The sequence below is a fragment of the Thainema salinarum CENA647 genome (assembly GCF_057732415.1).
Genome location: NZ_JBYJZJ010000015.1, coordinates 388,455 through 406,665 on the forward strand (window position 1 = coordinate 388,455; position 18,211 = coordinate 406,665).

The following is an 18,211-nucleotide window of genomic DNA, read 5'->3' on the forward strand; positions in this document are numbered from 1 at the left end:
TTTAGCATAGCCTGCTACAGTTTCTTTTATAAGACTATGATTATTGCAATCTAAATACTCATTTTGAGTACAATGGCGGCTGGTTTTCGCATCAGCTCAATCGCCGCTCAGGTCTTTGTATACCAGTGCTTCCGCCTGAGTACAGAATACTTGTACCTAGTCTTAGAAATACCTGTACATCCATCTCAAAATACTCGTCCCCTGTACCCAAAGAAATCTCAAATCCTCGTCTCTAATGGGTTTGAGCGATTGAGTACAGCAGTAATTACTTTATTAAGTCTGGATTAGAGCAGTGCAATTTCTGGGCCTAACGGTCGCTTGCTATAAGCAGGTAAACACAGCCCTGCGGAACCATGTCACTCTATCTACCCCATCCCTTAATTCAGCCCGTGCTCAACTGGTTCAACCAGTTAGAACAGCAGATTCCTCTCTTCGAAGACTTCGCAATTATCTTCAAGCGTGATCCGGCTGCCCGTGGTTGGGTCGAAGTCCTCTGCTGCTATCCCGGTCTACATGCGATCGCAGCCCATCGGTTAGCCCACTGGTTACACAATCGCGGCATCAGATTCTTTCCTCGCTTCATTTCCCATCTGAGTCGCTTTTTTACCGGGATTGAAATTCATCCCGGTGCCCAGCTGGGTCGCGGTGTGTTTATTGACCACGGCATGGGGGTGGTGATTGGCGAAACCGCCATTGTGGGTGACTATACGCTGATCTATCAGGGCGTTACTCTGGGCGGCACGGGTAAAGAAACGGGTAAACGTCACCCCACCATCGGCCAGGGCGTCGTGATTGGCACTGGGGCGAAGGTGCTGGGCAACATTCACATTGGTGATCATGCCCGCATTGGTGCGGGTTCCGTCGTTCTGCGCCAGGTGCCTGCTAACTGCACTGCCGTTGGCATCCCGAATCGCAACGTCTGTCGATGCAACACCGCAGCAGCACCGCTAGAGCATGGCCAGCTACCCGATGCGGAAGCCGCTACCGTCCGCCTCTTACTCGATCGCATCGAAGCCCTAGAAACTCAAGTTCAACGCCTCACGCTCTCCCACGCCTACTCTCCTACTCCCTTACCCTCTATCCTCCCATCACTGCCCACTCTGGAGTATCAGAATCATGAATAACGTCAATAGACCAGTAGCCACTGGTCTGAACTGGAATCAGATTGTGTCTGTACGCAGGTGCGATCGCTGGTCTATCTATCACCGCCTAAAAGAACTGGGTATCCCTTGCACCTGTCCAGCAGACGGTACGCTGCGCGTTGATGTGAATCATGCAGTAGCTCTAGTACTGGTTCACAGCACCGTCCGCCAGTTTATGACCTCCCGCCGCGAAAGCGTTGACTGGCTAGAACGCTGCTGGCAAACCCAGGAAGCGTGTCAGGTTGATCATTAGCCTATCCTTATCTTTCATTACCCCACTGGAGTTATTTTATGACCACTCAAACCCTGGTTCGTGCTTTTGGTGAAGTTGGAGACAATCCAATTGGCCTCGAAAAAGACGTAACGATCACAGTATGCGAAGGACTCAATCTGGCTTATGCCAGCTTTCAAGCCCTTTATCTGCAGTACCAGAAGCACCACTTTGTTGTAGAAGGCACAGAATTCTATTCTCTGCATGAGTTTTTCCAAGAAAGCTACGATGCCACTCAAGGTCACGCTCACGATGTAGCTGAGCGGCTGAATGGGCTAGGTGGCATACCAGCAGGCACGTTTGCCACCCTAGCAGAACTCTGCTGCTTTACTCCAGAACCCGATGGAGCTTATACCTGCCGCCAGATGGTTGAAAATGACCTAGCGGCAGAACAAGAAATTATCATCCTGCTGCGCCGTTTGGCGGCTCAGGCTGAAAGCGTTAGCGATCGCGCCACTCGCTACCTTTACGAAGAAATTCTGCTCAAGACTGAAGACCGGGCGTTCCACCTCGATCATTTCCTGACTGCTGATAGCCTCACCTTGGCCTTTATCAAGTAGTACTATCAAGTCTGGTTGAAAACCCATCATTTATTTTTTGTGAAACGTTGCTCTGCAAACGTTTCACAAAAAATAAATGATGGGTTCTTACCCACAGACTTGATATAATCCAGACTTCGATTTGGATGTAGCGTCTGGTCTTCGTTTCGTCTTAGCAGAATTATCCGACGCTGCAGGAGCATTTCTCTCTATGTTTTCTTATCTAATCGCAACCGTGTTTCTTGCTGGTGTTGCCTTTACCTATCAATGCTTTCTTGACCAAGTGTTGCCAACTAAGCAAGATATTCCAGACAACACACCGCATCAAACCATTGAGGAGTAAGAAGCTCGCTTGAATGTTTTGAAAGCTTGGCCTAGCCAAGCTTTCAAAACAATAAATTGGATTCTGATCCACCGACTGGATACAAGCTCGATGTCACCACTGGAGGCTGCCATGTCTACTCCAACTTCAATTTATATCAACGATACAACTTTGCGAGACGGAGAACAGGCTGCTGGTGTGGCCTTTGGCTTAGACGAAAAGGTTGCGATCGCAAAATTCTTGGACGCCATTGGTATTCAAGAACTCGAAGTCGGCATCCCGGCAATGGGACAGGAAGAGATGAACGCGATCCGTGCGATCGCAGATTTGGGCCTTAATGCTCAGCTACTGGGCTGGAATCGGGCTGTACTGTCTGATATCCAAGCGTCTCTGGCCTGCGGTCTGAAGCGGATTCATATTTCGATTCCAGTCTCTGATATGCAAATCAAAGTCAAGTTTCAGGGGCGCTGGGCGCGGATGCTGGAACAACTGCGAGACTCAATCAATTTTGCGCTTGATCATGGCCTGGAAGTCAGCATTGGCGGAGAAGACAGCTCACGGGCTAACGAAACGTTTTTAGTTGATGCGGCCCAGTATGCTCAAGAATGGGGCGCGTTCCGCTTCCGCTTCTGCGACACCGTTGGCATTCTCGATCCGTTTACCACGTTTGAAAAGGTGCAAAAGCTGGTGTCGTCACTCGATATCCCAGTTGAAATGCACACCCACAACGACATGGGTTTGGCCACAGCCAATGCTCTGGCGGGAATTCGAGCCGGAGCAACCTCCATCAATACTACCGTTAACGGCCTGGGCGAACGGGCAGGCAATGCGGCTTTGGAAGAAGTCGTGATGGCGCTCAAACAAATCTACGGCATTAAAACTGGGATTAAAACACGCCATTTTTTGGAGTTGTCGCGCTTCATCGCTAAAACAGTGAACTGTCCTGTTCCTCCCTGGAAGGCCATTGTGGGCGAAAACACCTTCGCCCATGAGTCTGGAATTCACGCCCACGGTGTGCTGCAAAACCCCAGCACCTACGAACCGTTTAATCCCCAGGAAGTCGGCTGGCAGCGCCGCCTCGTCGTTGGCAAGCATTCCGGTCGTCATTTAATTAATCAAGTTCTACACGACTATGGCATTGAGCTGGATGCCAATACGAGCCAATCTATTCTTGACGCCGTCCGCGATCGCTCCGTTCAACTCAAGCGCAACCTGTCTATTGAAGAGCTATTAACGCTGGTTCCCCAGCACGCGGCATCCCCAGTGTAAGAATCCGATTTTTTGTAAAACGTTTGCTCCGCAAACGTTTTACAAAAACAAACTATGGGCTTCCAATAAGATTTCATATCACTCCTCACTCCTCATTCTTTCTCCCTAAACCCTACCCGGTATCCCTTATGAAAGTTATGCTTCACTCTGGTCACGCTGGCAAACTCATGATTTACGTTGCCAAGAAGGATTTAGAAGAAGAAGTCGTTCAGCAAACGCAGATAGATGACGCTCACATTTTCACTCTTGCCAACGGCTGGGAATTATCAGTAGCCGGACTGAGTGAGCCATTTCAATTGCCGAAAACTGTTAACGCCAAGCGTTTGAATTAATCAGCTATTCCTTCTGTAGGGTGGGCACTGCCCACCTTTACCTATCCACTAATGCACCCTATTCCTTACCGTTACCACAGGAGAACCACCATGCTAGAGCCTCAGCAAGTGCCATCTGGTCTATTCAGCATCGAAGGAACCTTTTTAGGATTTCTAGGCAAGAAACCGGATAAGCCCAGGTCAATCGTACTAGAGGTTGAGCAGGAACAGCTAACGGTGAAGCTGCCAAAAGAACTCCGCACCTGCTTACAGCAGCATCTCCAGATTGGCTGTCGGGTACGCTGCATTGGTTCAAGCCAAGTGGATTTCGAAGCAGGCGCGATCAGGCTCAAAGCCTATCAGGTTTTTGCGATCGCAGATTTCAGCAAAACAGAATCCAATTCTGCTTCCACTAATTTGGCCACAGTCTCACCACTCTCTAAAGTGAGTGCGATACCAACACAACCCCAATCTGGTTCTCAAGACGCCCCGCGCCGCACGAAGCGCAACACGATCTTGGTTTGCCGCAAGTCAGGCTGCCAAAAGCGGGGTGGACGCCAGATGGTCGTTGCTCTGGAACAAGCCCTACGTCAGCATCAACTGTATGAGCACGTTGAAATCAAATATACGGGCTGCCAAAAACGCTGTTCCAAAGCGCCTAATCTCACCATCATGCCGGGTAAGCATCACTATGATCGGCTGCGGGCAAAGGACTTATCCACCATCGTTACTGAGCATTTCTGCACGTCTGAGCTGAGTTCAGGATCGAACCATGCTGATCTCTGATCCAGATTGAAACCTGAGTCGCGTCAGGATTAATATTTCAACGTATGTCAACCCCTTGAAACGCCTAAAAGTCAGTATTCATAGGACATTTAATAGGAGATCTATGCGTTTAGCTCAACTAGAACTTAATCTATCTACCCCATTCCTTCCACACTCCCCCAAGCATCATGAAAATCAAACGCCGCTACCTACTATTTCGACTATCACTCTGGCTTACGGCTGAGCTGTGGTTGAGCCTGCTTGGTTTAGACCATTTGGCTGACTATAGCGAGTATCTACACAGTCAGAATGAAGTCGTTATACTCAACCAAAGCTACGATTACTGATTCTAAAACCGTTACGTTGGGTAGGGGCGTTAGCGAAGCCATGCCCGAAGGGCTATATGGCCATTCGCCCCTATCGGCATGTATAGCGGTAATCATGTTGGTGCTTATATCAAGTCTGTGTATGAGAGCCCAATTTATTTTGTGTGAAACGTTTGCTGAGCAAACGTTTCACACAAAATAAGTCATGGGTTTTCAATCAAACTTTGTATCAAATGCGATCGCGATATTCAGAGCGCTCATTTACGCGCATATCAAAGGGAGCACTCATGCCTAACGGCGGGTAGACTCGAATTTTGGCATGGGTGCTAAACTGCGCTAACGGTTCAGCTAGAGCCGCCATCCGGTTGAGAATCCGCCAGTTGCGAATTGGATCAGGGCAGTGAATGATCAGCATCAGTACTTCGGCCATGTGAATCGTCCACTGGCATTCCATCAGCAGTGATTGAGTTGAGCCATCACAGGCTTCAAAGAAGAGTTTGCTGGTCGAAAGCTCCAGCTGTCGCCGCAGCATCGCATCCACATCGGTGGTTATATCAGGCGGCAAATCTTCCGGGGTTAAGTCGTTCGGCAACATAGAACTGAGCGTTGGTAACGCATCGATTTATATCAAGTCCGTGTATAAGAACCCAATTACATTTGCGAAAGCTGGGCTAGGCCAAGCTTTCACAAACGTAAGTCATTGGGGTTTCAATCAGATCTCGTATCAGCTTTAAATTCGGCCTTCGCTTCGCTCCGTTGCTACAGCGGTAGCAATCGGCAGCGGAAATTCCTGTAGATCAGCGTCTTCGCCAGCAGGCATAGGCGATACAAACGTATAGCAAGGATCGCATTCACCTGTATCGAAGACCTGCAAAACCCATTTATCCGGCAGCCCTTCCACGCCAATCTCCACCACATACCATTCGCTGCCGGATTCACGGGTAGACAACACTGAGAAAAACTCCTGGTCGTCTACTGGAATTTCGAGATCATCCATGAGAAAGCTCATGGCTAAAGCCTCAGCGTCTGTCGTCGGTAACTTCATCATGGCTGATAGCCTCCTTATCTTTGTATTCTTTGAAAGATCAGTTTGCGATCGCAGTTTCTTGAGGACAGCTCTGGACATCCTCAGTCAGGTCGCTATTCGGCGCTAACCCAATCCAGGCATCAATTTCCGCTAGGTCAAATCCAAACGTGTAGCGATCGCAAACCTGCAGCAGCGGACGCCGAATCAAAATCGGCTGCGCCACCATCAGCGCCAGTGCCGCATCCGCATCAAGTTTGGCCGGATTCACTTCTCCCGCTTTAATGGGCGGAGCCGTTGGGTTAAACCACTCCACAACTGGGCGATCGCCAAAGAATAAGCGTAACCGCTCTGGAGTCCAGGGTTCGGTCAGTAGGTTGTACACGCGCAAACTGTGCCCTGCCTCAATCAGCAGTTTTTTCTGCCGAGCATTGCCAACGCAACCGGGCTTTTCATAAAAATCTAAAGTAACCACAATCAAACTCCTCAGTGACAACAGTTGATTGCCCTCACCCCCAACCCCTCTCCCACAGGGCGAGGGGAGCCGATCCATCATTTTTGTTTCCTATTCTTGTTCCCTCTCCCGTGGGGCTACTGCTTATACACATCCTGAATGGTTCTTCTAAATCCCGGACTGATCCCCTAAATCCCCCTTGAAAAGGGGAACTTTGAGCCAATTCCCCCCTTTTCAAGAGGGCTAGGGAGGATCTCAACGTCGAAACGAAGTCTAGGAGACTTATGTATAAGCAGTAGCCCCACGGGAGAGGGCTAGGGTGAGGGCTTCCAGGCAATACTCCTATTCCTCCTCATCAGCAGCGGAACTAAGAATATTCAGCAGCAGCTCAGCACCAAACTCTTTAGCCCCCAACTGCTGCACTTGATTGGCGACCCGCTGAGCCTCTTCAACTCGACCTAAGCGCGCCAGCACCAACCCAGAAGCCACATAGGCACTGAGATACAGGCGCACAGATGGATCATCCAAGTGAGCCAGCAGCAGGGGCTGTAGCTTGGGCCATTCGGTTGGCCAATGTTCGGTGGAGCAAATGCGATCGCAAACTGTCGTTGCCACCTGCAACGCCTGGGACAACTGGTTCCGGTAGAAGTAATACCGATAAGCTCCAATCAGCACGTCAAAGCCGACATCAGCTTGCGCTAGTGCCTGTTCAATATACTGCTCTGAAACAGCGGCATCATTCCAAGACTGTGCAGCAGCAGCAAACAAGTCCTGTATAGAAGAACTCGCAGAGAACCAAGATGGCGATTTAGAACTAAATTTGGTGAACATGGCAAGTATTGAAGCTGGGAAATTGATCCAGTAGCCTGAAACAGCTACCATTCACAGATCAACTCAGCAGACTTATTGTGTATTTGATCTAATTCATTCAAACTTGCGCACTCTCTTAAACCTATTAGGGAATACTTGAGGCAAATATTCCGTATCTTGCGATACTAAACCACGCCACAAAATCGGTAATTTCGAGACTTTTTACTTTAGTTCTCCAGAGAACTTACAACCTGTTTTTCTAAATATCCAGATTGTAGTAGGCTACTAAAGCATAACTTTTTGTGAACTGTTTTTAATTTTCATGAATCTCAGTATAAATGTCGAAATACTGTTAAGAACTGGCCAGCTTTTGGCGGAAAAAACCGTATTTTCAGTGACAAACGATTAGTCTGTATAGCTCGCTATAAACACTATCTAGCCTACCGTTAAAAAATAATTAAATCGTATCGGATTAGATAGAGAATGGTTGCGATTTTTAGTTAACTCTAAAAGAGTACAAATTGAAATTTCTCATCTTTAGCTACCGCATAGCGAGTTGCGATCGCGTCTAGTTTTCCTTCAATGTTCAAGGGAACTTACCAATCGCGATCCGCTCTAGCACTCTCAATAGCCTCAACGTTTTATTCAAGCTGAATTTGAAACTAAATTAGTCGCCTTTTACCTATGGTTTATACGATTAAAGACGGTTGTATTAGTTGCGATAGCTGCTATCCTGAGTGCCCAAATGGAGCGATTAAGCCTACAACTGATCGCGAAGGCTACTGGATTGATCCGACTCTGTGTGATGGCTGCCATGATTTAGACATGCCTCGCTGTGTTGAGGTATGCAGCGTTGGTTCACTCGCCCCCTTACAGCCGAAAAAAGGACGCCATAAAAGCAGCTTATTACCCGCAGCGCTACTCGATATCTTCCTGAATGGCAAAACAACGCCCTTTGCCTCCTCAATGGTGGTATGGGAAGCCTGCACCCTCCTGGCCCAGCGGCAGTCACTGCCCTGGCAAACCGATGCGGAGCAGCATCTTTGCTATCAGCGCCCGGTTCATCGTGGTCGTGGAGAGCTACAGTTTCGTTTAGCTGCCGATCCAGAAGCCGAATTGCTGCAACCGATGATCATGGATGAGGGTTTGGATGCGATCGCAAACTTTGATATTCGGGCCACCTGCATTCACCTAATTTTTGCCGCCTACACCACCACGCTCGACTGCCCCTGGCAAGAACCATTTACGATCAACGACCAGCAAATTGAACAATATTTAGGACTAGACAAGCGCAAAGATCTGACAAAGCTAGAGCGCCTGACCCTGATCAAGGACATGGTGTATCAGGTTTGCCAAATTATGGTGACGGTTGACTGGCCACGTCAAGGTAAAGTCCAGCCCTTCAAAATTCAGGAACATGCCATCTGGCAACTGCTGGATACTCAGTATTACTTTGAAAAAGATGACCAAGGCAGTCGCCACCTGATTGGCTTAAGTTTTACGATCCAAGCCGGAATCTGGACGCAGCACTTTCTTAATCGGCAAGATTATCATCGTCAAACTGCGTTTTATCAGTACGGTACACTCCCCCAGTCTCTCCTCTCAGAAGTGATGAGTAACTGGCAGCAGCATGAAGGAGCCATTCGCCTATTGCTGTGGTTACTGTTCAAGTTGCGGTTAGGAAGTGACCACCGCATCACCATTCGCACCCTGCTGCGCATTGCCTATGGTGAGGAGCGCGTCACAGCCACGATGAATATACGTGGTGCCCATAAGCGCCTGCTCAAAACGTTCGAAAGCGATTTGGAAACTGTCTACTACTACGGACTTAAGCCCATCTTTGATCCAGACACCTATCCTCCGGCAATTCAGCCGCTCTGGGCCAGGGTAGCAGACATCCCGGACGATGCCGAAGATGCGCTTGAATTCTGGACGGAAGACGCCAATCAAGTCCTCAGCTTAACGGATACTGCCCCCCGGAATAAATGGCAGCGGTTGCTGAATGCTCGTCTACTTGGATTTGAACTGCCCGAAGAATGGCAGCAAACCGTCAAACGAACGACCCAAAAGCGGCGGCGGCGCTCAACCCAGTCTCGCAAGGCCCAACCAGACGACTCTCTCTCTGGAACCGCAATTAAAGCAGCTCGACGACAGCAAAATCTTACTCAGCGCACATTAGCAGATCGTCTAGGCAAAAGCCAAAGCTGGGTACGTGATATTGAGAAAGGGCGCTTCAGTATTAGTCCTGACGACCAAAACCTACTCCGCAAAACGTTGGGGATCTAATTCAAGTAGTGGGACATGGGTAATGATGTTGGGTGGTGCGGGCGATCCTGCTCACCAACATCGTTCGTTACCCTTTGAGGACTCTCCTGATTCAAGTGCGTTACATATCAAAAATCCCAAAGAACCGCATCTTGTCATATTCGCTACAATTTAGCTGTAGAGCATGGTGCTCAAACATTCATAGCGTCGTTAAATAAGAGGTTTAGCTATATGTCTAAAGAAAATGTATTGAACTTTTTAACGGATGCCGCTAATGATGAACAGCTACAAGCGCAATTGAAATCAGCCAAATCCCCGGAGGATTTGGTCGGGGTGGGAAATCAGGCCGGATATGATTTCTCGTCTGAGCATGTGGATGAAGCAATGAAGGAGTTAAGACACCAGCCCGGTTTCTTCAGCGTATTAGCAGAGGCAATTGGCCGGATTTTTAGCCCCTCAAGTGATGATTATCCTGAAACAGGCGTTCAACCGTTCAGTGGTGATTCCAATTCGTAAAGGCTTTAGAAGCTATATACGATATATACGAATTGCGCCCTATAAAACTGGTACTAGAAGAGGTTATTTTGCCGCCGCATTACGGTAGCCAAATGGCCTCTTTTGTTTTGGGTACAGACTTAGGAACGAGCTAACTCGAAACTCAGCTTGGGGAACTCGGTCAACTGCGATCGCAATTAATGCCTCTGACCAGTCAATCCCCAGAACCTGATAGCTAGCTTTGACTAACCCCTGAGCTGACAACCCGCTCCCGCAACCTAGATCCACGACTAAACCGTTAGCAATGCCGTATTGCCCGTGCTTACAACTATTCAAGTTTTTAGAAATGCAGATATTCGGTGAATTGCTTCTTCTGCTACAGAGATAGGAAGAGATAAATCCGGACAGAGATGTAAATGTTGTCTGCGTGAAAGTACAAGTTTCACACCAAATCTATTCCCAAGTAGCTCTTTCCCGTCACTATCCGCAACTTTGGAATCTAACTTCACTTCTGAAATGTCCTGGAGCGAGTATTCAGTAACTTTTTTGCTGAGTAGAAATTTCTCGTTAATCAGCAAATTCCCATTCTCTTTATCAAAGCTCCATGTAATAGTTCTGCTAGAAAATACTAAAAACACACCAAAACCTATGGAGATCCAGGCCAAGATATAAACAGCTAACCCTTCGTCTGATGACGTTGCAGGGACAGCAAATGCGGATAGCCCAATCATCAATAAAATTCCACAGGCCAACCAGCTCAGCACTGGCGAATGCTGAATTATTAACTGCGTTGACGTTTGCTTCACAGTTCTCATGGCCAAAAGAGCCAATCATGATATAGCAACTGTAGGTTGGGTTGACGAAGGAAACCCAACATGCGCTATACGGGGCTACACATCAAAATAGTGCCTTATAAGGTGGGCAATGCCCACCCTACAGGCTACTTAAGATTTTTACTTATGGCGAATGTGTTCGTATACGCCGACGTATTGTTCACCGGAGCGGCTCCAGGAATAATCGCAGGCCATGCCCTGTTTCGCTAACTCCTTAAAGAGTTCCGGCTGGTCGTAATACAAATCCAGTGCCCGACCGAGAGCGAAGTCGATAGCATTAAAATCAGACTCGTAGAATACGAAACCGTTGCGCTCTTCTGGACGATGGGCTTCGTCATAATCCCAGTCGAACACGGTATTGACCAGTCCGCCAACACCACGTACCACGGGCACCGTACCGTAGCGTAAACCAATCAGCTGGGTTAATCCGCAAGGTTCATAGTTACTCGGCACGATCACAATATCTGCTGCCGCATAGATCAGGTGCGCTAGCTCCTCATTGAAGCCCAGTTCCAAATGGCAATCGGGGTTATCTTTGAGGTGCTGCTTCTCATGCCAGAACCAGCTATTGATGCTGTCTGCCGTGGCAGAACCCAATAGTACAAACTGAGCATTCCGTTGCAAAGAATAGTAGATGGCATGGTGAACCAGATGGACACCCTTCTGATCATCTAAACGCCCGATGTAGCAGACCAGCGGTCGATCGGCTTGACGCAGATCCAACCACTCCCGCAGTGACTTCTTATTCAGCGCTTTGTCCTCAAAGTTATCTGCACTGAAGTGATACGGAATGTACTGATCAGTTTCAGGATTCCAGGTTTGATAGCTGATGCCGTTGAGAATGCCGCCGAACTTGTGCTGATGGGTTTCCAGCGTTGGCTGTAAACCGCAGCCCACTTCGCTGAAACGGGCTTCCCAAGCGTGGTGCGGCGATACGGTATTCACATAGTTGGAGTACACGATGCCGCCCTGCATGAAGTTGATGGCATTGGGATTGTTGTTGTCCCGCAGGCGACCATATTCGAAGTAGTAATCCTCCCGGTTCAAACCCGTTGCCCACAGGGGTTCTGCGCTCCAGACGCCCTGGTGCTTAAAGTTGTGGATGGTGTAGCAGACTCGCTGAGTACCCATACCGTGCCAGCCATACATTTCGTACAGCATGACGGGGATCAAACCTGTTTGCCAATCGTGACAGTGGATCACGTCAGGACGCTTGTTAGAAACGAGGAGAAACTCTAGTGCGGCCTTACTGAAAAAGGCAAACCGCATGTGGTCATCTAGATCGCCATAGTACTTGCCGCGATTAAAGAAATTGTCGCCGGAATGAGGCTGAATAAAAAAGCAGAGCTGGCCGTGTACCCAGCCGCAAAAAACATCGCAGTGAATCGAACCGCCATACCAGGGCACGATCAAATCCCGGTAGGCATCATGCAATCCCCAAATGTGGTCGTACCGCATGCAGTCATACATCGGCAGAATGGTCTCAACGGTATGACCCCGCATGTCGATGTCCCGACTCAGGCCATACACGACGTCTCCTAGTCCACCCGCCTTAATGACTGGGGCGCACTCAGACGCAATCTGCACAATGTACATACGCTATCCTCTGCTTCATATAAATTCATCATTCTTATGCTTTACATTCAAACGAGGAAATGGTTTCTTGGCAAGTCATTTGGCTTGATTTTTGATCCCCGCCTGCTGTAAGCCAGTGATGACATCGCTCCCATACCACTTTTGAGTATATGCACTGTTATCTTTAACAATACTGTCCGTTGGGAACTGGATTAAGCTTCGCAAAACAATGTAAAACCCTGTGACATCACTTATTTCAGCTTAAGCCACCGAAAGAGGAATTCTCGCCTATCATCAGAAGTAACTCTGCCGCCCGACGACGGTAATATCAGATCCGTGTGTAAGAATTCACTTCGCTTCTATAAAACGTTTGCAGCACAAGGTTTTATCAAACAAGGGTAGTCCTCAAACGGTAATGATTTCTCGTTGTGTGGGCGGTGCCCGCACAACGAGAAATCATTACTGAAACACCACTACCCAAACAAGCTCTGGATTTTTAACCGGATTTTTGATTTGAGTTTGCTAGTTCTGCACACACATAAGGACAATTTATGGTTGCTCAAGCCCCCTCACAACGACCGGAGTTGGAGGCAACTCGCTCCGGCTTTCCCAATATTTGTGGATGGGAATCGGATATTACGGCTGTGGTGCAGCATGACGATCCCGTATTTCTGCCCGTTACTAACCTCAGCCTCGACAAAATTTCTGCGGGGTTCGCCTGCGCGCTTCACATGCATCAGCCGACGATTCCGGCAGGTGCCAATGGCGAACTGATCTGCAATTTGCAGCACATGTTTGAACATCCGGATCAGGGTGACAATCACAACGCCAACGTCTTCGCCTGGTGCTACAGCCGCATGGGTGAATTTATCCCCAATCTGGTGAACGACGGCTGCAATCCCCGCATCATGCTGGACTATTCCGGTAATTTGCTCTGGGGTTTGCACCAGATGGGTCGCCATGATGTGCTGGACAATTTGAAAAAGATTGCCTGCGATCGCACTTACTATCCCTACGTGGAATGGCTCGGCACCATGTGGAGCCATGCAGTGGTGCCCTCGACACCGATCCCTGACCTGAAGCTGCAAATTCAGGCCTGGCAGCACTACTTTGCGGCCCTCTTTGGCTATGATGCGCTGAAGCGGGTCAAGGGCTTCTCGCCACCGGAAATGCACCTGCCCAACCACCCCGATACGCTGTATGAGTACATCAAGGCGCTGAAAGAATGCGGCTATAAGTGGCTGATGGTGCAGGAACACTCGGTTGAGCGTCTGGACGGCTCTGGCATCTGGCACGAGCACAAATACGTTCCCAATCGCCTAGTGGCTCGCAACACCAGAGGCGAAACGATTAGCATTACGGCACTGATTAAAACCCAGGGTTCCGACACCAAGCTGGTGGCGCAGATGCAGCCTTACCACGAAGCTAAAGGTCGCGGTCGGCAGCAAATTGGCGACCAGAACGTGCCCTCCTGTGTCACCCAAATTGCCGATGGCGAAAACGGCGGCGTGATGATGAATGAGTTTCCGCGCGATTTCCAGCCCGTTTGGTATGACATCAAGGACAATGGCCGCAGCGTCGAAGGCGTCGTCGGTCTAAACGGCACCGAATACATCGAACTGCTGGAAGCTTCTGGCGTGAACCCCGATGACTATCCGACCTGCCAAGCTGTGCATCAACACAAGATTTGGCAGCGGGTTGATCCCGACAGCGCCACACCGGAAAAGGTTCAGGCGGCAATTGAGGAATTGCAAGCTTCTGACCACCAATTCAGCATGGACGGTGCATCCTGGACAAACGACCTGAGCTGGGTACGTGGCTACGAGAATGTGCTTGGCCCAATGGCAACGCTGAGCGCCAAGTTCCATGAGAAGTTCGACCGTGCGGTGCAGGCTGATCCTTCGGTGACGCGGAGCCAGGAATATCAGGAAGCGCTGCTCTATGTGATGCTGCTGGAGACGAGCTGTTTCCGCTACTGGGGACAGGGCGCTTGGACGGATTATGCTCAAGAGATTTACCGTCGCGGTGAAAGCGTGATGGGTTAAGCCCACCGAAATTAATACTGTGATACTGAACTAAAAAAACAGGATGCCTTTCATAAAAGGCATCCTGTTTCTTGATGGCAAGATATTGGCAGAACTAGACTTGTTCTTGTAGCTTTTTCTCCTGCCGCTTTTTCCGGAAAGCGGCAATGCCAGCACCTAAGATACTTGGGATCAGAGCAGGAGTCGGTACTTGACCAGTACCAACGCCACTCGCACCCTTATACGTATTCCCATATCTGCCATCAGCATTGCTGGTCAGGCTCTGCCAACGCACTAGGAATTGATCCATTCTGACTCTGACGCTTTCACCCAGTGCACCATCATCAAAAAAGATTCTAGTGTAGAAACTACCTGTATCTCCTAGGGAGACACCACCGTTTCGGCCACCTGGACAGGCATTTCCATCGGTGTAGCAAACATCAACAGTTCTATAGCCTTCGGGGTAATTTCCGTTGATGATGGCGTTATCAAAAGTGCCATTAGACGTGGCAGCCACAGCATCGGGATCAATAGCAAAAGCCAGACCAGATAAACGGGCGGAATCCCAAATGTCACTGTTACTCCAGTTAGTCAGCGTTATATCGAAGTCAATATAATCTCGTTGACCATCTTGAGCAGCTACAAACGCTTTTAGTGCGAAGTTTGCAGTGGCATTAAGTCCTTCAACAGATGTGCCATTAATAGTAGATTCGTAGAAAAAAACATCAAAGGATGTTCCTACATGATCAGCAGTAAGTTCAGCCCAAGAGGGATCGCGCCAATCCCAAGTAAGTGCACTTGCTGGTTCAGCAAACACCACAGACGCTGTAGCAAGCGCACCTGCCACAAGCGTCCCGGTTAAAAAAGTACGGTTCATAAATCACCATCTTTGCGTTGGTTCTAAAGAATAAGAACGAGTCTGCACCCTTGCTCAAACAACCCTAAGCTCGACCTTATCTTTAAGAACATTGTCTTAGATCAAATAACTGAATCTTTTCAATGTGCTCAAGATAACGAGGGTTCAAAGACAGAAAAAGCGATCGCTGGCATAGTTTATCCGTACCTTTACAGAGAAGCTCAGATCCTGTACGGCAGAGCAGAGCCTATAATTGTTTAAAGTCAAGCACAGCCAGAATTTCTCTCTGGTCAGAAATTTTACAAAATTCAGTATTAAATTGCTAGTTGCAGAACCGTAGAAACACAGTCTCTTCACAAAAGCCTTACGTTGACGAATTCGGCGACCTTACGGAAAACATAACTAAGTAGTAATAAAACGTGATCAGAACTGTCGCAAAGACTTGACCTCCCCAAAAGCCATGCCAAAACTTAAACCAAGCTTGACCCCAATATACATAAGCAACGGCAACTAGCATGAGACGAGGTATGTTCGCCAAGAACGCCATCATCACACCTACGGTCATAAATTTTATAATTTCAGAGAAAGACTGCTTAAAGATAAGTCCTATAAATAGGCCAACAGCCGCGACTGTAATGGCCATGTCTAAACCATTACAACCCCAACCCACCTCAACTGCACCTTTAGGAAACAAAATAAATCTTCCATCTGCTATGGACTGGAAACCCAAACCATTAAGGCCAACTGCTGCAATCTCTGCCATAATGCCTTCCAACGCAAAGGGCGGGAAAAAAAACTCCCAGACCGCACGCGAAATGATGCCTAATCTAGGGTAAACCGTTAAACAAATAAAAAATGTAGAAAGCTTGTGCTGCAAGAGGAAAGGCAATCCCCAAGAACTGATTACTACACCCAACAGAATCATCAGCCAAACGATTGCCTGGGACCAGAGAGCAAAACGACAGAAGGGATACAAGAAAACCCCGAAAACTATCAGTGCATGGCCTAAAGTCCTGTCTTCAGGATTAGGAATAATTTTTCTGATCGAATGACGCTGTTGCCAGAGTTCGACGCCAATGAAGCCAAGCATTACCAGAATTAGGAACCAACTTGTGGCTCCTTCCATAGCTCGTTTGAACAAGTAGCCAAACCAGGCAGGGAAATAGCACAGACCAACAAATAAACCTGATAGAACTATCAATCCATGAACAGTATGTGCAAATTCCAGAACTTGCACAAAACATCGGTAACAAGTTCTCTTATTCCAAATCATTACTCTTTATATATAAGTCTGATTACGCATTCCAGAGCTGATTTTCCAGAGCCCAGTTCAAAACTGGCTTAATATCAACCACCAGATCTCACTACTTTAAGGCAAGCCAGCCTAATCCAATTAGGCCAATGCCTGGAATAAAAAGATTGCCTAAACTAACAATTCCTGCACGAGTAATATCTGATTTAGCTCTTTGCTGCAAATTTTCCTCCTGTAATGTTATTTGTCGAATCGCCTGATCAACCTGCTGTGAACCACCTAAACTACTAGAGTTCTCTTGTATCTGTTCTTTCGCCTGTCGGCTTTGTTGAGAAATATTTTCAGAGGCTTGTCCTTGAAGCGCTAGCGTATCATGAATAGTTAGTATGCAGCTCATCTGAAATAAAAGACCAATTATTAAACATATAGATGCTAGCTTTTTGCGTAACTCTGGATTACTAGATAAACTATAAAAAACCAAGCCAAAGCCTAGTGTTCAGTCAATTAATAATTGACGGGTAAAGTCTATGTAATTTAACCCTGGCATCGGCTGTTGTAAACCGCCAATCAATCCAGGTTTCTTCGTGATTACGATTGTCCTGCCAGGCATCAACCTCGGATTTGAGCGTCTCCAAATCAGGAATACGACGATCTAAACATTGACGACTGAGAATACTCAATTCGATTTCTGCCATATTCAACCAACTTCCATGCTTGGGCGTATGACAAAAGTCCAACCGACTCAAGATTCGCTGTGCTTCTTGTGGCTCAAACGCTTTGTAGAGCGATGCGGGCGAATGGGTATTGAGATTATCTTGAATCACAATCAGTTTCTCTGCCTGAACATAATCTGAATCAACCAACGTTTTGAGCAAGTGAGCATAATCGAGTGCCGTGCGGTGCTGCGTCACTTCCACCCGCCGCCATCCCACCATTGGCTCACAAATCATAAACAGATTCGCTGTACCATTGCGTTCATATTCATAATTGAAGCGTTTGGGGTGTCCCCGTTCAGCAGGAATGGGAACCAGGGTTTCTTTGACTAATTGTTTGGTTGCCTCATCAATGCAAATCACAGGAATCTTGGGATTGTAAGCTGTTTGATACACCTCCAACACGCATTCCATGCGCCAGACAAACTCGGCTGATTGTTCAGGCGGAATTACCCAGCACTCTTGTCGCCAGGGTTGCAGTTCGTTTTTTTCAGCACTTGTCGCACACTCTCATGGCTCAGTTGCTCAACATAGTTCAACTCGACCATCTGATCTGCTAGCAACCGCAATGTCCATCGCCCCTTTCCCTTCGGAACCTCGCTACAGCGCAATGCAATCAAATGCGCCTCAACCTCGCCATTTAATTTCCGTTTTCGACCGCCACCGGGACGGCACTTCAGCGCCGCTTCCAGTCCTTCCTCGACAAATCGCTGACGCACCCGCTCAATCGTTCTGATACTCATGCCAAAGGCATCTTTAATCTCCTGGTCACGCCAACTCCCACTTGGTTGATTGCAATCTGCTTTCAGGAGAATCCGGGCATGATTGATCGTATAAGCCGCTCGTTTGCCCGTTTTAACCATTTGTTCGAGTTCTTGTCGTTCTGCTTCGCTTAAGCTTACGATGTACTTTTTGACCATGTCAGCACCTTGATTGCACTGACTTCATCTTACTCTTTTACCCGT

Annotated in this window: 22 protein-coding genes; 11 read left to right on the forward strand and 11 right to left on the reverse strand. The window is 48.1% G+C overall.

The features are described 5' to 3' along the window. Positions 1–353 precede the first annotated feature (353 nt). The 8 genes from cysE to AC286M_RS03590 all read left to right on the forward strand — a co-directional run bounded on the left by cysE (position 354) and on the right by AC286M_RS03590 (position 4,966). Positions 354–1,124: a serine O-acetyltransferase gene (gene cysE, locus AC286M_RS03555; protein WP_488203072.1), complete on the forward strand. Its 771-nt coding sequence runs from the start codon at positions 354–356 to the stop codon at positions 1,122–1,124. Beyond that, a complete protein-coding gene (locus AC286M_RS03560) occupies positions 1,117–1,395 on the forward strand; it encodes an Asr1405/Asl0597 family protein (protein WP_488203073.1) in 279 nt (92 codons plus the stop codon). The genes cysE and AC286M_RS03560 overlap by 8 nt, the downstream gene beginning before the upstream one ends. A 38-nt stretch (positions 1,396–1,433) precedes the next feature. After that, positions 1,434–1,973, forward strand: coding sequence for a DNA starvation/stress protection protein DpsA (gene dpsA / locus AC286M_RS03565; protein ID WP_488203074.1), 540 nt, complete (start codon positions 1,434–1,436; stop codon positions 1,971–1,973). 190 nt (positions 1,974–2,163) lie between these two features. Beyond that, positions 2,164–2,295 carry a hypothetical protein gene (locus AC286M_RS03570; protein WP_488203075.1) on the forward strand — a complete coding sequence of 44 codons (132 nt, stop codon included), beginning with the start codon at positions 2,164–2,166 and terminating at the stop codon, positions 2,293–2,295. A 111-nt stretch (positions 2,296–2,406) separates the two neighbouring features. Further along, entirely contained in the window at positions 2,407–3,543 is a 1,137-nt protein-coding gene (nifV, locus tag AC286M_RS03575; RefSeq protein ID WP_488203076.1) for a homocitrate synthase, read from the forward strand. Positions 3,544–3,671: 128 nt separating this feature from the next. Then, positions 3,672–3,875, forward strand: a complete 204-nt coding sequence (gene nifT / locus AC286M_RS03580; RefSeq protein ID WP_488203077.1) for a putative nitrogen fixation protein NifT — start codon at positions 3,672–3,674, stop codon at positions 3,873–3,875. 90 nt (positions 3,876–3,965) lie between these two features. Continuing rightward, positions 3,966–4,640, forward strand: a complete 675-nt coding sequence (locus AC286M_RS03585; protein WP_488203078.1) for a (2Fe-2S) ferredoxin domain-containing protein — start codon at positions 3,966–3,968, stop codon at positions 4,638–4,640. Positions 4,641–4,807: 167 nt separating this feature from the next. Further along, on the forward strand, positions 4,808–4,966 hold the full coding sequence (locus tag AC286M_RS03590; RefSeq protein WP_488203079.1) for a hypothetical protein: 159 nt from the start codon (positions 4,808–4,810) through the stop codon (positions 4,964–4,966). Positions 4,967–5,174: 208 nt separating this feature from the next. Here the strand turns inward: AC286M_RS03590 and AC286M_RS03595 are convergent, their stop codons facing one another. From AC286M_RS03595 to AC286M_RS03610, 4 genes are all read right to left on the reverse strand, one after another. Further along, a complete protein-coding gene (locus tag AC286M_RS03595; protein WP_488203080.1) occupies positions 5,175–5,540 on the reverse strand; it encodes a hypothetical protein in 366 nt (121 codons plus the stop codon). Positions 5,541–5,675: 135 nt separating this feature from the next. Continuing rightward, on the reverse strand, positions 5,676–5,993 hold the full coding sequence (locus AC286M_RS03600; RefSeq protein ID WP_488203081.1) for a hypothetical protein: 318 nt from the start codon (positions 5,991–5,993) through the stop codon (positions 5,676–5,678). Between the two features lie 37 nt (positions 5,994–6,030). Next, positions 6,031–6,444, reverse strand: coding sequence for an ArsC/Spx/MgsR family protein (locus AC286M_RS03605; RefSeq protein ID WP_488203082.1), 414 nt, complete (start codon positions 6,442–6,444; stop codon positions 6,031–6,033). A 321-nt stretch (positions 6,445–6,765) separates the two neighbouring features. Then, entirely contained in the window at positions 6,766–7,305 is a 540-nt protein-coding gene (locus AC286M_RS03610) for a hypothetical protein (protein WP_488203083.1), read from the reverse strand. A gap of 612 nt (positions 7,306–7,917) precedes the next feature. Here AC286M_RS03610 and AC286M_RS03615 point away from each other — a divergent pair. Both AC286M_RS03615 and AC286M_RS03620 read left to right on the forward strand, forming a co-directional pair. Continuing rightward, complete coding sequence (locus AC286M_RS03615; protein WP_488203084.1) at positions 7,918–9,519, forward strand: helix-turn-helix domain-containing protein; 1,602 nt, start codon at positions 7,918–7,920, stop codon at positions 9,517–9,519. A gap of 210 nt (positions 9,520–9,729) precedes the next feature. Beyond that, positions 9,730–10,014, forward strand: a complete 285-nt coding sequence (locus AC286M_RS03620) for a Nif11-like leader peptide family natural product precursor (protein ID WP_488203085.1) — start codon at positions 9,730–9,732, stop codon at positions 10,012–10,014. A gap of 63 nt (positions 10,015–10,077) precedes the next feature. Here AC286M_RS03620 and AC286M_RS03625 read toward each other — a convergent pair whose 3' ends face one another. From AC286M_RS03625 to glgA, 3 genes are all read right to left on the reverse strand, one after another. Continuing rightward, positions 10,078–10,329, reverse strand: a complete 252-nt coding sequence (locus tag AC286M_RS03625) for a class I SAM-dependent methyltransferase (protein WP_488203086.1) — start codon at positions 10,327–10,329, stop codon at positions 10,078–10,080. Further along, the gene (locus AC286M_RS03630) at positions 10,326–10,799 is read right to left on the reverse strand and encodes a hypothetical protein (protein ID WP_488203087.1); all 474 of its coding nucleotides are present in this window, start codon (positions 10,797–10,799) and stop codon (positions 10,326–10,328) included. The genes AC286M_RS03625 and AC286M_RS03630 overlap by 4 nt, the downstream gene beginning before the upstream one ends. 147 nt (positions 10,800–10,946) lie before the next feature. Next, positions 10,947–12,422 carry a glycogen synthase GlgA gene (glgA, locus tag AC286M_RS03635; RefSeq protein ID WP_488203088.1) on the reverse strand — a complete coding sequence of 492 codons (1,476 nt, stop codon included), beginning with the start codon at positions 12,420–12,422 and terminating at the stop codon, positions 10,947–10,949. 530 nt (positions 12,423–12,952) lie between these two features. Between glgA and AC286M_RS03640 the strand changes: the two genes are divergently transcribed. Beyond that, positions 12,953–14,446: a polysaccharide deacetylase family protein gene (locus tag AC286M_RS03640; RefSeq protein ID WP_488203089.1), complete on the forward strand. Its 1,494-nt coding sequence runs from the start codon at positions 12,953–12,955 to the stop codon at positions 14,444–14,446. Between the two features lie 94 nt (positions 14,447–14,540). Here AC286M_RS03640 and AC286M_RS03645 read toward each other — a convergent pair whose 3' ends face one another. The 4 genes from AC286M_RS03645 to AC286M_RS03660 form a co-directional block, all read right to left on the reverse strand. Then, positions 14,541–15,302 (reverse strand): cistern family PEP-CTERM protein, encoded by a 762-nt coding sequence (locus tag AC286M_RS03645; RefSeq protein WP_488203090.1) that lies wholly within the window; start codon positions 15,300–15,302, stop codon positions 14,541–14,543. A gap of 343 nt (positions 15,303–15,645) precedes the next feature. Continuing rightward, entirely contained in the window at positions 15,646–16,518 is an 873-nt protein-coding gene (crtC, locus tag AC286M_RS03650) for a cyanoexosortase C (protein ID WP_488203091.1), read from the reverse strand. Between the two features lie 127 nt (positions 16,519–16,645). Continuing rightward, entirely contained in the window at positions 16,646–17,014 is a 369-nt protein-coding gene (locus tag AC286M_RS03655; RefSeq protein WP_488203092.1) for a hypothetical protein, read from the reverse strand. A 19-nt stretch (positions 17,015–17,033) separates the two neighbouring features. Further along, a protein-coding gene (locus AC286M_RS03660; protein ID WP_488203093.1) for an IS630 family transposase occupies positions 17,034–18,166 on the reverse strand; the annotation gives its coding sequence in 2 pieces (ribosomal slippage) (positions 17,034–17,740 and positions 17,740–18,166; 1,134 coding nt in all). Between the last annotated feature and the right edge of the window lie 45 nt (positions 18,167–18,211).

What these genes read in the sequence shown, in the direction of transcription:
- AC286M_RS03620 (WP_488203085.1), top strand. Translation starts at nt 9,730, where the DNA reads ATGTCTAAAGAAAATGTATTGAACTTTTTAACGGATGCCGCTAATGAT.
- AC286M_RS03570 (WP_488203075.1), top strand. Translation starts at nt 2,164, where the DNA reads ATGTTTTCTTATCTAATCGCAACCGTGTTTCTTGCTGGTGTTGCCTTT.
- AC286M_RS03645 (WP_488203090.1), bottom strand. Translation starts at nt 15,302, where the DNA reads ATGAACCGTACTTTTTTAACCGGGACGCTTGTGGCAGGTGCGCTTGCT.
- AC286M_RS03585 (WP_488203078.1), top strand. Translation starts at nt 3,966, where the DNA reads ATGCTAGAGCCTCAGCAAGTGCCATCTGGTCTATTCAGCATCGAAGGA.
- dpsA (WP_488203074.1), top strand. Translation starts at nt 1,434, where the DNA reads ATGACCACTCAAACCCTGGTTCGTGCTTTTGGTGAAGTTGGAGACAAT.
- AC286M_RS03610 (WP_488203083.1), bottom strand. Translation starts at nt 7,305, where the DNA reads ATGGTAGCTGTTTCAGGCTACTGGATCAATTTCCCAGCTTCAATACTT.
- nifT (WP_488203077.1), top strand. Translation starts at nt 3,672, where the DNA reads ATGAAAGTTATGCTTCACTCTGGTCACGCTGGCAAACTCATGATTTAC.
- AC286M_RS03590 (WP_488203079.1), top strand. Translation starts at nt 4,808, where the DNA reads ATGAAAATCAAACGCCGCTACCTACTATTTCGACTATCACTCTGGCTT.
- glgA (WP_488203088.1), bottom strand. Translation starts at nt 12,422, where the DNA reads ATGTACATTGTGCAGATTGCGTCTGAGTGCGCCCCAGTCATTAAGGCG.
- AC286M_RS03615 (WP_488203084.1), top strand. Translation starts at nt 7,918, where the DNA reads ATGGTTTATACGATTAAAGACGGTTGTATTAGTTGCGATAGCTGCTAT.
- nifV (WP_488203076.1), top strand. Translation starts at nt 2,407, where the DNA reads ATGTCTACTCCAACTTCAATTTATATCAACGATACAACTTTGCGAGAC.
- AC286M_RS03560 (WP_488203073.1), top strand. Translation starts at nt 1,117, where the DNA reads ATGAATAACGTCAATAGACCAGTAGCCACTGGTCTGAACTGGAATCAG.
- AC286M_RS03640 (WP_488203089.1), top strand. Translation starts at nt 12,953, where the DNA reads ATGGTTGCTCAAGCCCCCTCACAACGACCGGAGTTGGAGGCAACTCGC.
- AC286M_RS03600 (WP_488203081.1), bottom strand. Translation starts at nt 5,993, where the DNA reads ATGATGAAGTTACCGACGACAGACGCTGAGGCTTTAGCCATGAGCTTT.
- AC286M_RS03595 (WP_488203080.1), bottom strand. Translation starts at nt 5,540, where the DNA reads ATGTTGCCGAACGACTTAACCCCGGAAGATTTGCCGCCTGATATAACC.
- cysE (WP_488203072.1), top strand. Translation starts at nt 354, where the DNA reads ATGTCACTCTATCTACCCCATCCCTTAATTCAGCCCGTGCTCAACTGG.